Here is a 19,217-nt window from a genome sequence, read left to right as displayed (position 1 = left end):
TTTCGGAAGAAGAAACGGCTAAAATTTATCGTCAACGTAAAATGGACGTGGAGCCAGTTTTTGGATTCTTGAAGGCTAATTTAGGTTTCACACGATTTTCTGTTCGTGGGAAATCCAAAGTCGAAAACGAAACCGGCCTCGCACTAATGGCCGTGAATATACGAAAATATGTGGCAAGGGGGTGAGATCTTGCCTTTATATCTTTAAAATAATTGAAAAAAGGCGAAGTCGCACCGGCGACTTCACCTTTTTTCGATTATAGAGACCTTTTGTCCCAGCCTCTTTCATTAAGCTGTTGCTTCTTCATCTTCATTTACTTTGCGAAATTTTCGTGCATTCAAGCTGAAGATAATAATTGTTAAGATAATAAACACCAGCGCAAATATTCCTAGCACGCCCGCTTGACTCCAAGCAAACCCATAGTCATTACCAACCGAAATAATTTCACGGAATCCGCGAATCGCATACGTCATCGGTAAGAACGGATTAATTACTTGGAAAAATTCTGGCACTAGCGCTTTTGGGAACGTTCCAGAGCTTCCTCCGATTTGAAGGAGAAGCACAATAAACGTTAAGAACTGCCCTACTTTACCTAAAGCTGTTGTTAAGAATAACACCAGCGTAAAGAACGTTAAGCCTGTAATAATGGTGAACACATAAAATCTCCACACGCTTGTCACATGTAAATCAAGTCCCCACAGCAGTGCTGTTGCTACAAGAATCGATTGGAAAATTGCCATAAACCCAATTACGCTAAACTTACTTAAGAACCAAGCAAAGCCAGACGTTGGTGTAATCGCTGGATCTTTTAATGAGTAAACAGAAGAGAACATAAGCGCTCCTGCGAATAATCCAATACATAGAATGTATGGTGTTAAGCCCACTCCGTACTTATCTACATTGTTCTGTTTGTCAGCTTGCAAGTCAGTTGGACTAGCAAACATGCTGTACGTTTTATCGTTTGGATTCACTTCTTTGGCATCATTTGCTCCTTCTTGTAGAGAAGAATGAAGCTCACTTGTACCGTCTGCTAAATCGGATGACCCATCATAAAGCTTATTCGAACCATCTTGTAAATCTTTCGAACCATTTACAAGCTTCTGTCCACCTTTATTCAGTTCATCTAAACCATCTGCTAACTTGCCGCTTCCTGTTTCCGTTTTTTGGATTCCTTCTTTTAGGTCACCCGTTGCGTCAACAAGCTTGTTAGCTCCACTATTAATGGTTTCCATACCACTATTAAACGTTGTGAACTTTTCGTTAAAAGTTCCAAACTTTTCATTGAACGTTTTCTCGCTAGCTGCTAATTTAGCTGCCCCATCGTAAATCTGTGACTGTCCGTCAGAAATTTTACCGATAGCACTTTGAATGTCCTGACCACCTTTTGAAAGCTCTTGTAAACCATTTGCCAATACTTGAACCTGATCAACTTTTGCTTTCAATTCTTTAATCTGCTCTTGCTGCTGCTCCATAAACTGCTGGTTAGACAACTCGTTAATATCAGCAATTAATTTTTGTTTTTGGTCATCTGGAATCGATTCATTTTCATTAATTGAAGTAATAAGCTGCTGCTTTTTCGTATCAAATGATTGACGAACAGAATCAATTTTCTCTTTAAGAGCTGCGGCTTCTTTTTGCTTAACCGCAATTTCATTGGCTACTTCATTGACTTTGGTATTAGCTTCATTCAGTCCTGATACGAACTCAGGAAGCTTCCCTTCTAACTCTTTCGTCCCAGTTTGCAGTTCACCTAACTTTTCTTGCAAAGTTCCTGCACCTGTTTCTAATTGCTTAGACGCCGTATATAATTGATCAGAGCCTTCTTGTAGTTTCTTTGCTCCATCGGCGGCTGTTCCAATTCCTTTTGCTAACTCTCCTTGCTTCTCATTAATTTGTGTTGCGCCCTCTAAAAGCTTGACGGTTGCGCTATGCAGATCTGTTGCACCTTTATTCGCATCACTAATTCCATCTGCTAATTTTTCCACGCCATCTTCAAACGCAACTGTACTTTCTGCTAATTTTTTCAAATTATCGCGAAGCGTTTTGGAACCATCTTCAATTTTTCCAGCACCGTCGCTTGCTTCTTGAAGACCATCCGCCACTTCTTTGAAGCTATCAAATACAGTTTCCGCGTACTGCTTCGTTACTTCCTCTTTTATTTGTTCATTGATTTTTGTTACTGCGTTTGAACCAATCTGTGCACCGGAATAGTTTTTACCAGCGTTCGTATGGTAGACAAACTTCATTTTCTTTGGATCTTCGTCCATTAAAGTTGTTGCGTTTTCAGAGAAATTACTTGGCAGTTCTAGGACGAGATAATACTTTTCATTCTTTAAGCCTTCTAGCGCTTCTTCTTTATTCGTAAAACGCCAGTCAAACGTATCGTTATCCTTTAAATTTTCAACAAAATCATCACCGACGTGAAGTTCTTTCCCATCTAGAGTAGCGCCTTTGTCTTCATTGACAACGGCTACAGGAATTTGATCTGTTTTTCCATATGGATCCCAATAAGCTGATAAAAAAATCACATTATATAAGAACGGAACGAATAATAAGCCCACAATAATTAAGATATTCATCGGCTTTGAAATAATGGATTTCCATTCTCCCTTCAGCATATTCATCGTTAAATCCCCCAATAGCTTTTCAGTTAAATTGACTATTTGACTAAAAAACAAATACAGTCATTAAGTTCTGATTAATGTTATCATATTCACAAACAGTAGGTCAATTACAATTTATTAATTTTTTTCTTCTTATTTAATATAGAAAACGAATTTCTATATATTTTTTGTTAGGCACCATTATTTTATTCCCAGTTAGAACATAAAAAAACGAAAAAGAGTTTGGGACATAACAAAATGATGGCTTCTAAAAGACGAACACTAGCTGTTCCCATCTCTTTGGTTTGTATCAACACGTTCGTTCCATTGCGCTACGGCCACTCGCTTTCCCGCAGGAGTCGAGTGACCTACGCTCCATTCCACCCTGTTTCCAACATTATTTTCACAATCAACCAAAAAAACCTGAACGATTAAAAGTTATGAACTCTCAATCGTTCAGGTATAGTAAGGACTGAACTACTTATGTCTCAGTCTCTTTTTTATTAGTTTGTCAAATCTATAAACATATCCTCTGGCTTGGGTTCTTTTTTAATTAAACTAGAATCCTTTAACCACTTCGCTGTTTCTTCCCAAGACTTATTTGTCTGACTTCCAAAGCCTTTAGCTGACTCCATCTTTGGAAGTAAGATATCCAAACTTTGTTTTTCTACTCCTTCCACTAGTGGAAAATTCGCTTTGTCTTGATTGCTTAATAGAATATCAAGAGCTTCATCCGGATGTTCATTCATGAATTCATAGCCCTTTGTTGCCGCTTTCCAAAAAGCACGAATTGATTCTTCATCTTTTTCCCATGTATGATCACTTGTTACGGCTACTAGCTCGTAATAATTGGGAACACCATAATCGGTTGGATTAAAATAGCGTGTATCATATCCTTTGTCTTTTAAAACAGGAACTTCATGGTTAATATAAGCCCCGATTACCGCGTCGACTTTTTTGGTTACAACTGAAGACCCTAATTCAAAGCCTACGTCAGCCATTTTTACCTTGTCCGGATTCCCTCCGTCCGTTTTGATCATCTTTTTCAGCAGAGCTTCATTTAAAGGAATTCCCGTATAGCCTACCGTCTTGCCTTCTAAATCTTTTGGGCGTTTAACAGGACTTTCGTCTAAAAACACAACGTGATTTAACGGAGAACGGACAATAGCTCCTACTGACTTCACCGGAACGTTTTCGTTGGCTCTTGCCATTACGACATCTGGCTGATAGTAAAAACCTAACGTGACTTTACCCGTAGCCGCTAGATTTAACGGGTCGGTTGGGTTGGCAGGATATTGAATATCTACCTTTACACCTTCTTCTTCAAAATAACCTTTTTCTTGTGCTACGTATAAAAAGCTATGTACAGCGTTTGGATACCAATCGAGCATCACCGTTACTTCCTTTAAATCTTTTTTATTAATTGATGAGCTTGTAGCGTCTTTCCCACAAGCTGCCGTTACTACTACTAAAAGCAGCAGTGATAAACTAACTAGCCATTTTTTCATTTAAATTTCCTCCACTTCAGTGATTTACGTTCAATCCATGTAATGCCAATAAAAGAGATGATGCCGATAAGGGATAACACAACGATTGGAGCGAATACACCAGCCCCATCAAACTGTGTCATCATCCGTCGACTGAAATAACCTAAACCGGCTTGTGCACCGAGCCATTCACCGATCGCAGCGCCAATAACGCTTAAGGTTACCGCTACTTTTAAACCTGAATAAAAATGAGGTAAAGCGGCTGGAACACTTAGCTTCATAAAAAGATCTCGTTTAGTCGCTCCCATCGTTTTTAAAAGTTCAACGTGTTCACGTCTCGTTGAGCGAAGACCATCAAACGTGTTAACGGTAATGGGGAAAAACGTAATTAAGACCGTTACAACTACTTTGCTCCAGATTGAATAGCCAAACCAAAGTACAAAAATAGGCGCTAGCGCTATGATTGGAATGGTTTGCGAAGCTACTAACATAGGATAGATAGCCCGCTCAATGGTTTTGTTGTTATTCATCCAAATCGCAACCACCACGCCTACAACAATTGAAATGGCTAAACCTATTAAAATAATCCGTAGCGTTGAAGGTAAATGTTCAATGAACAGCACATCTTTTAGCTCCCATATTCTCACGCACACCTCAACTGGAGATGGTAAAATAAAGGGCATCGCCACAACATAAGCGATAACCTGCCAAATAAGCAGCAACATGAGCGTTAAAATAATAGATGAACTCCACTCTTTTACCTTCTTCATGCATCCACCTTCATTCTGAGCTCTTCCATCAATTGATGCTTTAGCTTTACAATCTCTGGTCGATCTATATCCTGCAGAGACCTTGGCCTTTCAAGAGGTACCTTGACCTGCTGAAATTCCTTTAAAGGCTGCTTATCAAAGATAAAGATTCGATCTGATAAAAACAGCGCTTCCTGTACATCATGGGTGATAAACAAAATGGTTTGCTTACGCTTTTGCCACTGTTCAAGCAGCCACTCCTGCATGGATAGACGAGTAATGGCATCCAAGGCACTAAACGGTTCATCTAGCAAAAGTACGTTTGACCCGCTTAGCACGCTACGAAGAAACGAAACCCGCTGCTTCATTCCTCCTGATAAATTGGCAGGAAATCGATGTTCATACCCTTCTAACCCAAATTCACTTAGCAGCTCTTTTACTTGTGTATATGCTTTTCCCTTCGCTACTCCTTTTAACTCTAAAGGTAAAGCAGCGTTATCTAGAATCGTCCTCCAAGGTAAAAGAAGATCTTCTTGGGGCATGTATCCCACATGACCCAATCTACTATGATGCTGCTGACCATTAATTAAAATCCTTCCCGTCTGCTCTATCTCTAACCCGGTAATGAGTCGAAAAAGCGTGCTCTTTCCTGAACCGCTTGCACCAACAATGCTGACAAACTCTCCTTCTTTAATATCAAAATTAAGAGATTCTAAGATTGCTCCTTTGCTTTCTTCATATGAGAAAGTCACCTTTTCAAACTCCAAAGCTTTTTTATACATGAACAGGCCACATCGCTTTTTCATAAGCCATATCCCAGAATAAGTATTCAAAGCGCGTCGTATTAATAAAGATTTCTTCTAGCTTGTTAAGCTCTGCTTCTGATTTTCCTTCTGCTAGCTGATCCATTAGATCGATGCACCAAGTCGCAAGCTCACCAAATTCAGCTGAGCTGTACATGTGAATCCACTCACTATAAAGCTCATGAGCTGCTCCAGGCTGAGTGGAAAGCTCTTTGCCAATTTCCCAATAGCTCCACATGCACGGGAGCAGTGCGGCAACAAGCTCAGCTAGCGTTCCGTTTTGAGAAACGTGAAGCATATAGTGCGTGTAAGCAAGCGTTGTTGGCGCGGGCTCTGCTGTTTCTAGTTCTTCAGGAGTAATTAAAAAACGTTTTGCATATTGTCTATGTAGCTCCATCTCTTCGTTGATCGTTGAATGTAATAACGCTGCAAATTTCCCCATCGTTTGAACATCTGTTGCTTTTACTGCTCCAAGTGCAAATAGCTTTGCATAATCAATTAAATACACGTAATCTTGTACCATATAAAAGCGAAACTTCTCTTGCTCTAACGTCCCTTCTCCCATCCCCTTTACAAAGGGATACTCATGCGTTTGCTTCCAAATAGGCTTTACTTTTTCATATAAACGTTCACTGAATCTCATTAGGCACTCTCCTTTTTTGTATGTAGCCACTCATAAATAAACTGAACCATCACTTTCGTGTAATCGAGTAATTGATCAACGGACAGCTTTTCATTAACAGCGTGTGCTTCCGTTAATTCGCCTGGGCCATAAATAACTGTAGCTATACCTGCATCAGCTAGCCAGCCACCGTCCGTAACCGTTGGAGAAACGTTGACTTTCGCTTCTTTCATTGTCACTTCTCTATGAGCACTGACTAACGAGTGAACTGCTGGGTGATTTCTATCTACTTCAAATGCAGGGAAAATTTCACCTCTATCTTCAATCATTGATGTTCCTCCCCACTTAAACGTTGGGAGATTTTCTCTTAGCCACCGATCTGCTTTTGCAACCTGTAACAGATGGTCTTCTACTTCTTTCGCTACTTCTTCATACGATTCATTTGGATAATAATGAACGGTCACCCACAGCCTGCACTCATCTGCGATAAACGCTGCGTGGCGACCACCTTCAATAACCGCTGGATTTATTGTATTTGTTCCAGGCGGAAAGCCAGGGTAGCTTTTGACAACAGCCCAGTGGCGCTCTAACTCTTGTAGTGCACCAATTAATTTCATCATTTTTTCAATTGCACTGGCTCCCAACAAACCGCCGCCGGCATGAATCATTTGTCTTCTTGTGGCATCATGATATGTTTGCTTACTTTTCACAGTTATCCACCCGGTAATGACTCCACCTTGACCTTGGATTTGCAAATCACTTGTATCAACCACAACCGCAAAGTCTGCGCTATATCCTCGCTTGCAGCATTCAAGGGTACCTGCCTCTCCAACCTCTTCACCGATAACTGACTGAAACACTAAATCACCAGGAAACTCCACTCCAGCTTCACGTAGAAGCTTAATAGCAAACAGCGCACCAGCGAGTCCGCCTTTCATATCGGCAGCGCCTCTCCCCGTAATAAATTCTTCACCGCACCTCGCTTGAAACGGATCAGCATCCCATCCTTCGTCTTCGTTAACAGCTGCAACATCAATATGTCCATTAATAATCAAGCTCTGGTACCCACTTCGATTTGTTCCCTTTAATGTTCCAACAACGTTAGGATCATTTGGATACACGTCCCACATATCTGTTTCAAAACCATAGCTTTCCAACAGCCGCGCAATATAGCTCTGCGCTTCTTTTGTATTACGTGCAGGTGGTGCTGGTGTTTTGTAAGATATGAGCTTGGTCAAAAGTTCAATAAGCTCATCTCGTTTGTCATCTACTTGCTTTACTACATCCGTAATATTCATACCAATTCCCTCCTTCTAAACCACATAAAAAAGCGCTTCTTTTCATAGAAAAGAAGCGCTTGAATATACACATGTATCCCTCTTACATCACGTAAAAGTCATAGATGTAGCACACAATACCTCTTTCCTACGCTAGTATTACCTAGTTCAGGTTATAAGGGTTAAGACAAGCGTCTCTCTCAGCTTTGAAAAGCACCCCTAGTGGTTTGATAATGACTATTTTTTTGTAAAACTATCTGATTATTACCTCTATTAGTTGTACCACACTACCTTATATAGTTCAATACAATTTGCAGAATTCTAATTTGACCTTCAAAGCCACAATAGCGTTATGTTTAATTCTATCGGATGCCTACCAAGTATAGAAGACTAGGGACGAGCTATTCAGCTTAGAATCCCTCCTTTTCTATACTTACTTCTTTTGACAAGTTGGACAGTAATACAACCGCCTCGTATTCCGTTCCCAAAAATACACTTAGAACCATAGAAAGTGGAGCTAATGCTAGCTTCACTTTTTTAATGACTTACCTGTTCAATTACTTCTTGCAACGACTTCTCTTTCATAGAGGCAATGCGTAAGTGATACGTTTCAAACGTCAAATGTGCAGAGAGACGATTCGGCACAATTACACATTGTAAACCCGCAGCAATCGCAGCTTTTGCACCGTTGGCTGAGTCTTCAAAAGCAATGGCTTCAGAAGGTTTTACGCCTAGCTTTTCAACTGTTTGCTTATAAAGAGCTGGATCTGGCTTAACTTTTTCCACGTCGCCACGCGTTTGCATCACTTCGAAATGACCAAGGAGATCTAATTCCTTTAAAAACGACGTAACCCATGCACGGTCTGAACTGCTAGCTAAACCAATTTTCAGTCCTAATTCTTTCGCTTCTTTTAAATACTCAAGAACGCCTTCACGAGCTGCAAGCTGCTTCATTTTTTCTCGGTGACGCTTTAATGACTCTTTTGCAATTTCTTCCTTCGTTAATTCACGACCAAACTGCTCATATAAAAAGTCGTAAAGCGCTTTAGTATCCGTTCCTATATAAGACGCAAACTCTTCAATTTTCAAATGTACGCCACGAGGTTCTAGCATATCGCAGTATACTTCATACCAAACTGATTCTGTATCTACAATTAATCCATCAAAGTCAAACACAATTGCTTTAATCATCTTTCATACCGCCTTTATATCTCAATTCTAGTTAATATCCTATCACGTTCTTATGAGTAGGGCTACAAATGTATATTTCAGCTAGCACATCGACATATGGATATCATTTGCATTTTTTCATTTCTTTACGCTCAACTTTTCTATTTCAGTTGATGAGCAAACAATACCCCCTATATAATTAAGGTACATTTTGAACTATAGGTTCATTTTATCGAACTGTATGCACAAAAAGTTTAGAGAGCATTTACTCTTTTCCATCTCTATAGAAGGAGGAACGAACAATGAAACAAGAAGTAATTCCGGTAACTGAGATACCAAACTAACGCTGTTAGATCCACCTGATCACCGTAAAGCACGCTCTTTACTTTCTGCTGCTTTTACACCACGTAGCTTAAAGAACTGGGAGCCACGCATTCGTCAAATTGCTGCTAATCTTGTCAAAGACATCGAAGTGAATACAACTGTAGATATTGTCGAAGTTTTTGCATCGCCTTTACCTAGCTACGTGATTGCAGATTTATTCGGCGTACCGATTGAAGACCGTCACCAGTTCAAACATTGGATAGACGTATTATTTCAACCTTACGATAAAGAGCTCCTTCATGAACTCGAACAAGAAAAACAACAGGCAGCTAAAGAATATTTTGAATATCTCTATCCACTTGTCGTTCAAAAACGTTCAAATCTTGCAGATGACATTATTTCGGATTTAATTCAAGTCAATATAGATGGAGAAGGTTTCACAGACGAAGAAATTGTTCAAACAACCATGCTCTTACTTGGAGCTGGTGTTGAAACAACAAGCCACGCTCTCACAGGAGCACGGCTTCTCTTATTTTTTCGCAACAATTAAAACGGATTCTGCTTGAAACGATTGAATGCTTTTACCGTCTGTTTGAATATGAAAGAACGTTTTCAGTTCACTTGAAGCACGCAGCATCTTTTCTATGAGCTCTTGCTTATCGTTTAGCGGTACTTTCATCATTTCACACCAATCATCAAACAGAAATGTTTTTGGAAAGCGCGTCATTAGCTCAATTGTGAAGCCCGCTCCCTCTAACATTTTAAACCACTCTGTCTTTTTATAAGCACGCTTATGGCTAGGATCTCGCTTCTTTTCCACTTCGTTATAAAAAGTATCATATGCGTCGCTTTCTGGCGCCACGTTATCCACGACTATAAACGCTCCGTCTTTCTTTAATACCCGAGCTGATTCGTTAACAAAGCTTTGCACATCGGTAAAGTGATGAGGAGCGATTCGGCACGTTACGAGATTAAACGCTTCATCTAAAAACGGTAGTTTCTCTGCTTCACCCTGGACAAACGATACGTTCTCATGACCGTTACTTTTGATAAATTCTTCTGCATAAAGGAGCATTTGTGGAGTAAGATCAAAAGCTACTACCTCACCAAATAAACCGGCAAGCTTATTAGCTACGTGGCCTCCACCCGTTGCGATATCCAAGGCTTTTTCTCCGGCATAATCAGCCGCTACTTCTGTTAAGAAAGCTAAATCAGCTCCTTTGGAATGGCCTTTGCTTTTCACATAGTTTTTAGCATTGCTGCCAAATTGACTCACCACTAGCTCTTTTTCATGATTCATTTCCCACCACTACCTCTCTTCATAAGTCAGCTATTACCTTTCTTGAACCTTAGCATGAGCATGAACTTTCTGCTCCCCAACCTGATAGAACCATCTAAAGATTGGTGGTAATAGCAGCGAAACAATTAAAATACGAAATACTTGAACAGCTACAACAAACGGTGCATCTGCTCCTAGTACAACAGAAGTGGTCGCCATCTCCGCAACTCCTCCTGGAGCAAAAGCAAGTGCTGTTGTAATAAATGGTATGCCTCCAACCTCAGATACGATATATGCACATAGAAACATCGTACCAATTAACACAATTGTGCTAATAAAAGCCACTCCAATCGTTCGCTTCATACCCTGAAACATATCAGCGTGAAAACGTGAACCAATGCTTGTCGCAATGATTACTTGCGCAATAATTAAGACAAGATGTGGCCACCACGCTGTTAAGTTATAGCCTGCAATCGCTGAGCCTGCTACTTGCATGATGCCTACCGTCAGCATCCCTCCAACAAGCCACGGAGCCGGAAATTTGAAACGCTTGCCAATTAGGTATCCAATAAATGCTGCAAAGACTAATACAAATGTCCATGATACTGACTCTAAACTAAAAGAAAAAGCTGCCTTAGAGGGTGCTGCTACTGTTGCTTGTTCTCCTAACGATGAAACCAGAAGTGGAACCGTAAGCACAACAAGGAATACGCGCATAATTTGAACAACGCTTACCGTTGCAGTGTTTGCTCCCACCTCTTCTGCAATCCCTGGCATGGCACTTAGTCCACCAGGAGCTGTACTGAACAAGCTTGTTAACAAATCATTTGAGGTGAATTTAAAAAGAATAAACCCAGAGCCTAATGAAAATAAAATAGAGATTAATAAAATGATAGATACAGGAAGCCAATTATCTACAAATGTGCTGACAACCGTTAGATTAATTTGTTGCCCCAGCTCAATTGCTAGAATAAGCTGACCGATATACAGCCAAACCTTTGGCATTCCTTTAGAATTCGAAGGAACCTTCAAAAATTGAGGACGAGTAATTGCTAAAGTTGTTGCCACAATAAGTGTTCCAATCATCCAGCCGATTGACATTCCTAATGAAGACAATAACAGCCCGCCTAAAGCGCTTAGTATAATCAATAAAAGCGTAGATGAAAAAGATAATGTTGCTTTCATTTCAAATCCTTCTTTCTATTTTTGCTACGATTACTTTGTCAGTTAAAAAACAAAACAAGCGGTTTAAGTCCCCTTGCTCTTACGCATAAACTTTACGTTTTCTATCTATCTAAACTATAGTATACTTTTAGAGATAATTGAAATATCGGATTTGTATGTAGAAAGATAAAAAAAATTAATGCCTGAATAAAGGAGGAAGACATGGACGATCGCGATTGGCTCATTTTACAGCTTTTATACCAAGAGAAAAACATCACAAAAGCTGCAAAACTACTTTATATCTCACAACCAGCCCTGACGAACCGCCTGCAACAGATGGAAAAAGAATTTGGTGTACAGATTGTTAACCGTGGGCGCAGAGGTATCCACTTTACACCTCAAGGAGAATATTTAGCAAAATCTGCTGATAAAATGATTGCGCATCTCCAGCACATAAAAGACCACGTCTTAAATATGGGCGATAAATTAACAGGCACACTAAGGCTTGGCGTCTCGAATTTCTTCACAGATTATAAATTACCCGGACTCTTGCGTTTGTTTAAAGATAAGTATCCGGATGTTGAATTTAAAGTAACAACCGGCTGGAGCAGCGACGTTGTAAACCTCCTGCATCACCAAGATGTTCATATTGCTTTTGTAAAAGGTGATTATAACTGGCGCAACGAAAAGCGGCTTATCTTTGAAGAAACGGTGTGTATTGCTTCAAAGACACCGATCGAGCTAAACGATCTTCCGCGTCTACCTCGCATTGATTATCATCAAGACCGCTTTTTGAAAACAGCTGTCGACCATTGGTGGAGCGAAAATTTCAATCAGCCTCCAAGCGTCAGCATTCACGTAGATAAAGCAGATACATGTAAAAAGATGGTAGAAAACGGCCTTGGTTACGCAATGCTTCCCCACATGCTAGTTGAAGATGTTGAAGGGCTTCACGTCATTCCGATGCAAAACGAAGATGGGACTGCTTTACTTCGAAAAACGTGGATGTACTTTCATGAGGAGTCACTTGAAATTAAAATTGTAAAAGCATTCATTGAGTTTATTGAAGAGATTGATTTGCATGATATTCATTAAACAAGTAAGAAGCTATATGAAGTCATATAGCTTTTTTACTTGCCGCTCATTAATTCTTCATATAGCTTACTTTGTCTTTCCAAAAACACAGAGGCACCGCTGCTGTTTTTATAAAAAGGATAAAAATCATTTTCTTTTAAAAGCTGTTTCCACGCCTTCGTATTGACCATTTTGTATATGGCTTGATTCCAGTAATCAATTTCTTCTTGCGTCATATTTGGTGGACCCATTAATCCTCTCCAATGGCTAAAAACAACGTCAATTCCTTCTTCTTTCCACGTTGGAACGTCATTAAATTCTGCTAAGCGCCGCGGAGCTGAAACGCCCAAAATCCGAACATCCCCTCGCTCATACGCATCCTTCGCTTCTGATAACGACATAGGAGCTACTTGAACTTCATTCTCTTGGAGCGCGTCCAGCACGCCATGGCTACTTCCATATACGTAAAAAGCTAAGCGAGACGTTTCAACTTTTGCTTTTTGCGCTGCTTGCACAAACGACAAATGATCATCATTACCTAACCGAGGGGATAATCCAATCTTTAATGGATGATGATTTTCTTTTAAAGCATCCATCAAGCTCTTCATTGTCATAATGGAGGAAGAGGCTGGAACAACGATGACTTCCCATTCGGTTGCCAAAATCGCAAGAGGCGTAAAGTTTTTATACGTTAGCTGACTTTGCCCCAGTAAATGATTCGTAATCAATAAGCTAGAGTTACCTGAAATGACGTTTCCCCCTTCAAGTTGCTGTACATAACGCCACGCTTCTTCTCCTTGACTTTGTGTTTTATTGACAACAGAAACAGGTACATCCATTACTTCTTGTTGTAACACGTGCTGCATGGTCCTAGCGGTTAAATCCGCTCCACCTCCAACCGCTCCTGGGGCTACTAATTCTATGTGATCAAAGTGCACATTTTGATCATGATTACTACAGCTCATTAACACAAGTATTATGCTTACTAAACTAATCCACTTCTTCATATAATTCATCCTGACCTATGTCAAATGATACTTTCGCTCTGGTCGACCAACAATGCCATAATCATACTGAACATGACATTCTTGCACAGATACTAAATATTCTAAGTAACGACGAGCCGTCGTTCGAGATACGCCCATCTTTTTGCCCATTTCTTCGATTGTAATACCTTCTGTGAGGCCTTTTAAAATAGCTTTCACCTGCTTTAACGTGATACCGTCAATTCCAGATGGTAAGACTTTTTCCACTGGCGACTGCTGCTTATCATAGCCAAAATACGAATTAACAAACGATTGGTCCACTTCATCTCGAGCTTGCAGCAAGCTTCTTTTTTTCTGGTACCCTTCAATTGCTTCAATGAATGACTCCATTTTTACAGGCTTAATCAAGTAATTAACAACACCATTTCGCAAACATCGCTCTAAAATATCCCTTTCAGTGGCAGCCGTCACCACAATGACATCTACTTCCGGAAATCGTTCTCGAATACGTGGTAATAAATCCGTTCCCATTTCATCAGGCATATAAATATCCAAAATAAGCAAATCGATAGGTTCTTGCTCGAGCATCTCTATCGCTTCTTTAGCATTTAAAGCTTTTCCTACCACTTTCACATTCTCTATTTCTTGTAAAAATCGTTCTTGAACCTGAGCGATTCGAAAATCATCCTCTGCAATGGCTACTTTTAACATGATGTCTCTCTCCTTTGTTTGATTTTCTCTCATCCCAATTGCGTCTACTTTTGCTTCGGTAGATAAACAGAGAATGTGGTACCTTCTTCTTCAGGATGAATGTCAATCCAACCTTGAAGCTCATCGATCATTTCTTTCACGTTTGAAAGCCCATATCCTCGGTTTTGTCCTTTCGTCGAAAATCCTTTTGAAAACAATTTATCAATTATTTCTTCTGAAATTCCACTTCCATTATCACTTACTTCAATAATGATGTCTTGACCAATATCGGTAATAAAAAACGATACTTTCTTGTCATCTTGCGTACTAACTGCATCAAAAGCATTATCAATTAGGTTTCCAATAATGATGATTAAGTGTGAGACATCAATATGCGAAGGTAGCTCTTTCAATAAGCTATCCTCTGCAATGGTAAACTCTACTTTCTTTTCAGACGCTTTGCCCATCTTACCTAATAGCACAGCTTGTACTTTAGCATCCAAAATTTGATGAAATAAAATTCGATTTTGCGTTTGGTGCGCATTGGACTCTTTTTGAATAAATTCAAAGGCCTCATCATACTCTCCTAGCTGTAGCAGTCCAGATAGCACATAAAGCTTGTTTGTGAATTCATGTGTTTGTGCCCGTAAGTCCTCAGAGTATCTCCGTACTTCTCCTAGCGTATGGATTAAATGATTCAGCTCTGTTTTATCGCGGAAACTTGCTACGACACCAACAATTTTGTCATTTTCAATAATGGGCAATAAGTTTAAAATAAAAAATTTATTACGAAAGCGAATCTCTTGATCATTTTGCGCTTGACCATCTACCAGCACCCGCATCATGTTTGTATAAGGGAATACTTCAATGATTGACTTTGGGGTATAGTTATCCTGCAAGCCGAGCATATGCCTCGCTGATGTATTCATCATCGTAATTCGACCTTTCGCATCAATGGCGATAATGCCTTCTTTTATCGATCGCAAAATTGCACTACGCTCCCGATACAAAGAAGCGATTTCGTTTGGCTCTAAGCCAAGAGTATCTTTTTTAATGCTTTTAGCGAGTAAGACTCCCCCAACGATTCCAAGAAGAAGGACGAGAAAAGCGTAAAAAATAATCTGTTGAATGCGCTTAATTAAATGAGCATGAACGTCTCGCTCTAGAAATTCTACGGTAACGACACCAATAATTTCACGGTATTTTCCTTGTTCGCTAATCACCGGAGCTTTCCCCATAATAGATAGACCCGAAGTTCCCATGCCTTCCAGCGTATAGTACCCTCCAAACATAAGCGCACGATAGTTGGAACTGGCATTGGTTTGACGGTCTGTTCTTTTCTCTTCGTCAGGCGAATAAATGGCTTTTTTTCGGTTTTCAACGATAATGGCTTCAGCACCAATTTGTTCACGTACTTGCTCTGCTAAAGGCTGAATGACCTTTGAAGGATTCTTGTCATTGAAAGCTTGTTTGACTTCTGGCATAAAGGAAATCGATTTGGCAGCCTGCAAAGCTAACTGTTCTGCTTGCTTTTTTGACTCCACTGCTTGCATATAAGAAAAGATACTAGCAAGTAATGTAACCACAAGTAGTACCAAACCAACAGTAAGGCCAACTGTTTTTGTTTCTAACGAAATGGAAATTGTTTTTTTCATTCTATTTTGACATCCTTCTTCTATTTGCACTCCTCTTTTATTCTACCAAAATTTTTATCTTACGTTTTGATTTGTCTGACTTTTATAAATATTATCTTTCAGCTTTGAATAAGGTCATTACAAAATGCGCTCTCTGCCTGGCAGGAGGCTTTCGAATAGGCACAACCTTTGATGAGTTTACTCTCTTGTTTGAATTTTAAAAGCACTGTTTTTACGTAGTGTGATTTCCATTCCAGATTGCCCCCTTTCCGCAGGGCGAGCGCCGAGCCTCCTCGTAAACTGCGGGGTCTCGCTAGTCCTGCAGGAGTGGCGCATCTTCCATTACAATCACAGGTTTTTTTATTAAGGTGCCTTTTGATGAGAACCGTTCATTTTTTTGTGTTTTAAAAACCTCCCTCTACTTGGTATGAGGTTTCAAGATAAGAACTCTATCGTCTTCTTGATTATTTAAAAGCATTACTATCGAATTAGACTACTTTTTATATCTTGAACTTACCTATCAATTATATAGAAAAGAACTTATCCGCTTGAAAGCGAATAAGTTCTCATGTTACAAGGTAATGACCCCTGTAATGATAGCAACAAGCAGCATGACCATTGATGTACCAATCGTCCATTTTAACGTGTAGCGCTGGAATTCTCCAAGGTCAACTTTCGCCATACCTACTAATAGATATGTAGAAGCAACAAGTGGACTTAGCAAGTGAACTGGCTGACCGATTAATGATGCACGCGCAATTTCAGCTGCGTCGATTCCGTATGTGGCTGCTGCCTGTGCGATAATTGGTAGAATGCCATAGTAGTAAGCATCATTTGACATAAAGAATGTAAATGGCATGCTTGTAATGGCTGTGATGACTGACATGTAAGGTCCCAGTGCATCTGGAATAAGAGAAACTAAGCTATTTCCCATCGCATCAACCATCTTTGTACCAGATAAAATCCCTGTAAAGATCCCTGCTGCAAATACTAGTGACACAACGGCTAGTACGTTACCCGCATGAGCTGTAATTCGTTCTTTTTGTGTTTCCAAATTTGGATAGTTAATCATAATCGCAATCGCAAACGCTATCATAAATAAAATTTGTAAAGGCATGATTCCGCTAATTAACCCAACCATTAATAAAATTGTTAAGCCAAGATTTACATAAAGTAATTTTGGACGCTTGTAGCTTGGCTGCTCCACTGCTGCTGCTTGCTCTGCAAACGCAACTTGTACAGATGAAATATCTTTTAAATCAATTACGCCTAAACGTTGACGTTCTTTTTTACCAAATAGGTAAGCGGTGAAGATAACCCAAATTGCTCCTCCAACCATCGCTGGAATTAACGGTGTAAATACTTGAGAAGCGTCTAGATTTAATGCACTCATCGCACGAGCAGTTGGACCACCCCAAGGCGTTAAGTTCATAACTCCGCTTCCCATAATCGCAATACAGGCTAACATCATCGTACTCATGTTTAACTTTTTATAAAGCGGTAACATTGCAGAGAGCGTAATCATGTATGTTGTTGTTCCGTCACCATCCAATGAAATAGTTAAAACAAGAATCGCTGTCCCAATCGTAATTTTCAGTGGATCCCCTTTAACAATCTTTAAGATTTTACCTACAACTGGGTCAAATAACCCAGCATCAATCATAATACCAAAGTATAGAATAGCAAACATGAGCATTACGCCCGTTGGTGCTAATTCTTTTACACCTGCTAACGCCATTTCACCTATATCTGTTGTAAAGCCACCAATGATTGCAAATATAACAGGAATAACCATCAGTGCAATTAGTGGTGTTAAGCGATTTGTCATAATTAAAAACATGAAGGTACATACCATTGCAAAACCAAGTATTGCTAACATATAAATCCCCCCTACCCCTTTTTGTATACGCTTTCATTAAAGTTGACAAAGCTATGGTTTTATCTTCATTTACATGATGTTAAAAACTCAGCAGCCAGTTATACTAGCTTCTGTTCTTACATAACCTTAATTTTCTGTTTTTTCTTAAAATAATCATAATTTAAGATTCGGTTCGCTGTAAATAATTCGTCATATAAATACTTTTAAAACTTTTTATATAATTAAATCCTTTTTGTTCATGGCTTTTAAAACATAGGTAGGGGTGGGTTCGTTATTCAACACGAAGAGTAAGCGGAGGACAGAATGGATAGTGCGATTGTTGGTATTCCTGAATCGCTTCTTGAAGGTAAGGAATATTGTGAAGCTGCTTGGATTCCATTCCTTCCATTTGTAAAAAACATTCAATTGCATATGTGTTTGCAAATAGTTCTTGCTGTTTGTTTCCTTCTCTTAATACAGCTTGGTTTTGAGTTCGATCTACGTGATGACCTAGTTCATGAAGAACGATGAAAGCGAACTGATGAGCTTTTTTGTTTTTCATGGTGTCAACAAAGACAATAGGACACTCTGTCACTGTATATTTTTTATAGTTAATTTCAAATTGTAGAGCTTGCTTTTTTGAAGAGGTTTGCTTTGGAAATTGTCCGTAATAAACGCCTAATACGTCTCTTCCTTGTACCTTAACACTGCCGAGGCAATAAACGCCTTTTAAACCGTTCCATTCTTCAGGGGCAGTAACTTTTTCAATTTCTTTGAGGATTGCTCGTTGCTTTTTACTCAGCAAACCGTAAAAAAGTACACCATGAACAGCTACGGGTTCATCTTTTTTCCAAAACATCTTGTCGCCTCCTCTACAATCGATTAATTCTTTGTTACCTTAACTATATGATATTTATAGCCATAGTTAAAATATCGTTTTTTTATCGTTAGCTATTATATTTAGTTATGTCAGATTTAACTTGTTTTTAGAGGGGGAAGCACTTGTTCTCTGCCTAGCGTGATTTCCATTTCAGGTTGCTTCCTTTCCGCAGGGCGAGCGCTGAGCCTCCTCGTAAACTGCGGGGTCTCATCTGGCCCGCTAATCCTGCTAGAGTGGCGCACCTTTCATTTCAATCACGAGGCTTTTGGATAGGGAAAAACTCGATGAGATTACTCTTCTATTCTAACAACAGCCTTTACTTGGTATGATTTACAAAGAGCACGCTGTAAAATAGCGTGTTACCCTTTGACTTTATTTTCTATATACGTTCTAAATTCTTATTTTCCTTCATAAATTAAAAAGAGTTTGGGACATAACAAAATGATGGCTTCTAAAAGACGAACACTCGCTGTTCCCATCTCTTTGGTTTGTCTCAACACGTTCGTTCCATTGCGCTACGGTCACTCGCTTTCCGCGGGGAGGAACCTGAGCTTCCTCGCTGCGCTGCGGGATCTCCGTTTTCCCTCTCTTTCCCGCAGGAGTCGAGTGTCCTACGC

General features: G+C 39.7%; 17 protein-coding genes, 1 pseudogene and 1 riboswitch. Of the genes and pseudogenes, 3 read left to right on the top strand and 15 right to left on the bottom strand.

Features of this window, described 5'->3' with window-relative positions:
• On the top strand, positions 1-185 hold a 185-nt coding region (locus AS180_RS07180; protein WP_139109167.1), incomplete at its 5' end, for a transposase.
• A gap of 102 nt (positions 186-287) precedes the next feature.
• Here AS180_RS07180 and AS180_RS07175 read toward each other — a convergent pair.
• From AS180_RS07175 to AS180_RS07145, 7 genes are all read right to left on the bottom strand, one after another.
• Positions 288-2,624 carry a YhgE/Pip domain-containing protein gene (locus AS180_RS07175; protein WP_025910371.1) on the bottom strand — a complete coding sequence of 779 codons (2,337 nt, stop codon included), beginning with the start codon at positions 2,622-2,624 and terminating at the stop codon, positions 288-290.
• Positions 2,625-3,106: 482 nt separating this feature from the next.
• Positions 3,107-4,111 (bottom strand): ABC transporter substrate-binding protein, encoded by a 1,005-nt coding sequence (locus AS180_RS07170; RefSeq protein WP_025910370.1) that lies wholly within the window; start codon positions 4,109-4,111, stop codon positions 3,107-3,109.
• On the bottom strand, positions 4,108-4,860 hold the full coding sequence (locus AS180_RS07165; protein ID WP_025910369.1) for an ABC transporter permease: 753 nt from the start codon (positions 4,858-4,860) through the stop codon (positions 4,108-4,110). The genes AS180_RS07170 and AS180_RS07165 overlap by 4 nt, the downstream gene beginning before the upstream one ends.
• Positions 4,857-5,621, bottom strand: a complete 765-nt coding sequence (locus AS180_RS07160) for an ABC transporter ATP-binding protein (protein ID WP_025910368.1) — start codon at positions 5,619-5,621, stop codon at positions 4,857-4,859. The genes AS180_RS07165 and AS180_RS07160 overlap by 4 nt, the downstream gene beginning before the upstream one ends.
• Positions 5,614-6,285, bottom strand: coding sequence for a thiaminase II (tenA, locus tag AS180_RS07155; protein ID WP_062686604.1), 672 nt, complete (start codon positions 6,283-6,285; stop codon positions 5,614-5,616). The genes AS180_RS07160 and tenA overlap by 8 nt, the downstream gene beginning before the upstream one ends.
• Entirely contained in the window at positions 6,285-7,562 is a 1,278-nt protein-coding gene (locus AS180_RS07150) for an acetylornithine deacetylase (protein ID WP_025910366.1), read from the bottom strand. The genes tenA and AS180_RS07150 overlap by 1 nt, the downstream gene beginning before the upstream one ends.
• A gap of 107 nt (positions 7,563-7,669) precedes the next feature.
• Positions 7,670-7,772, bottom strand: a riboswitch (TPP riboswitch).
• A gap of 306 nt (positions 7,773-8,078) precedes the next feature.
• A complete protein-coding gene (locus AS180_RS07145) occupies positions 8,079-8,732 on the bottom strand; it encodes an HAD family hydrolase (protein ID WP_035320926.1) in 654 nt (217 codons plus the stop codon).
• A 313-nt stretch (positions 8,733-9,045) separates the two neighbouring features.
• Here AS180_RS07145 and AS180_RS07140 point away from each other — a divergent pair.
• Positions 9,046-9,546 (top strand): annotated as a pseudogene (locus AS180_RS07140) (cytochrome P450); the annotation flags it as partial.
• An 18-nt stretch (positions 9,547-9,564) separates the two neighbouring features.
• On the opposite strand, the gene AS180_RS07135 reads toward AS180_RS07140, so the two are convergent.
• The gene (locus AS180_RS07135; protein WP_025910363.1) at positions 9,565-10,335 is read right to left on the bottom strand and encodes a class I SAM-dependent methyltransferase; all 771 of its coding nucleotides are present in this window, start codon (positions 10,333-10,335) and stop codon (positions 9,565-9,567) included.
• A gap of 33 nt (positions 10,336-10,368) precedes the next feature.
• Entirely contained in the window at positions 10,369-11,499 is a 1,131-nt protein-coding gene (locus AS180_RS07130; RefSeq protein ID WP_025910362.1) for an AbrB family transcriptional regulator, read from the bottom strand.
• A gap of 201 nt (positions 11,500-11,700) precedes the next feature.
• On the opposite strand from AS180_RS07130, the gene AS180_RS07125 reads away from it, so the two are divergent.
• Complete coding sequence (locus AS180_RS07125; RefSeq protein WP_025910360.1) at positions 11,701-12,573, top strand: LysR family transcriptional regulator; 873 nt, start codon at positions 11,701-11,703, stop codon at positions 12,571-12,573.
• Between the two features lie 35 nt (positions 12,574-12,608).
• Here the strand turns inward: AS180_RS07125 and AS180_RS07120 are convergent, their stop codons facing one another.
• From AS180_RS07120 to AS180_RS23155, 6 genes are all read right to left on the bottom strand, one after another.
• Positions 12,609-13,559 (bottom strand): tripartite tricarboxylate transporter substrate binding protein, encoded by a 951-nt coding sequence (locus AS180_RS07120; RefSeq protein ID WP_035320925.1) that lies wholly within the window; start codon positions 13,557-13,559, stop codon positions 12,609-12,611.
• A 15-nt stretch (positions 13,560-13,574) separates the two neighbouring features.
• Positions 13,575-14,249, bottom strand: a complete 675-nt coding sequence (locus tag AS180_RS07115; RefSeq protein WP_025910359.1) for a response regulator — start codon at positions 14,247-14,249, stop codon at positions 13,575-13,577.
• A 44-nt stretch (positions 14,250-14,293) separates the two neighbouring features.
• Positions 14,294-15,883, bottom strand: a complete 1,590-nt coding sequence (locus AS180_RS07110) for an ATP-binding protein (protein WP_025910358.1) — start codon at positions 15,881-15,883, stop codon at positions 14,294-14,296.
• A 550-nt stretch (positions 15,884-16,433) separates the two neighbouring features.
• Positions 16,434-17,741: a CitMHS family transporter gene (locus tag AS180_RS07105; RefSeq protein WP_025910357.1), complete on the bottom strand. Its 1,308-nt coding sequence runs from the start codon at positions 17,739-17,741 to the stop codon at positions 16,434-16,436.
• A gap of 271 nt (positions 17,742-18,012) precedes the next feature.
• Positions 18,013-18,579 (bottom strand): ImmA/IrrE family metallo-endopeptidase, encoded by a 567-nt coding sequence (locus AS180_RS07100; protein ID WP_025910356.1) that lies wholly within the window; start codon positions 18,577-18,579, stop codon positions 18,013-18,015.
• Between the two features lie 429 nt (positions 18,580-19,008).
• A partial coding sequence (locus AS180_RS23155; RefSeq protein ID WP_197414234.1) for a hypothetical protein occupies positions 19,009-19,217 on the bottom strand: 209 nt, incomplete at its 5' end.

The sequence above is a fragment of the Priestia veravalensis genome (genome assembly GCF_001457055.1).
GTDB lineage: Bacteria > Bacillota > Bacilli > Bacillales > Bacillaceae_H > Priestia > Priestia flexa.
Note: the sequence above shows the minus strand (reverse complement) of the source record. Positions and strands in the feature narration are given on the sequence as shown.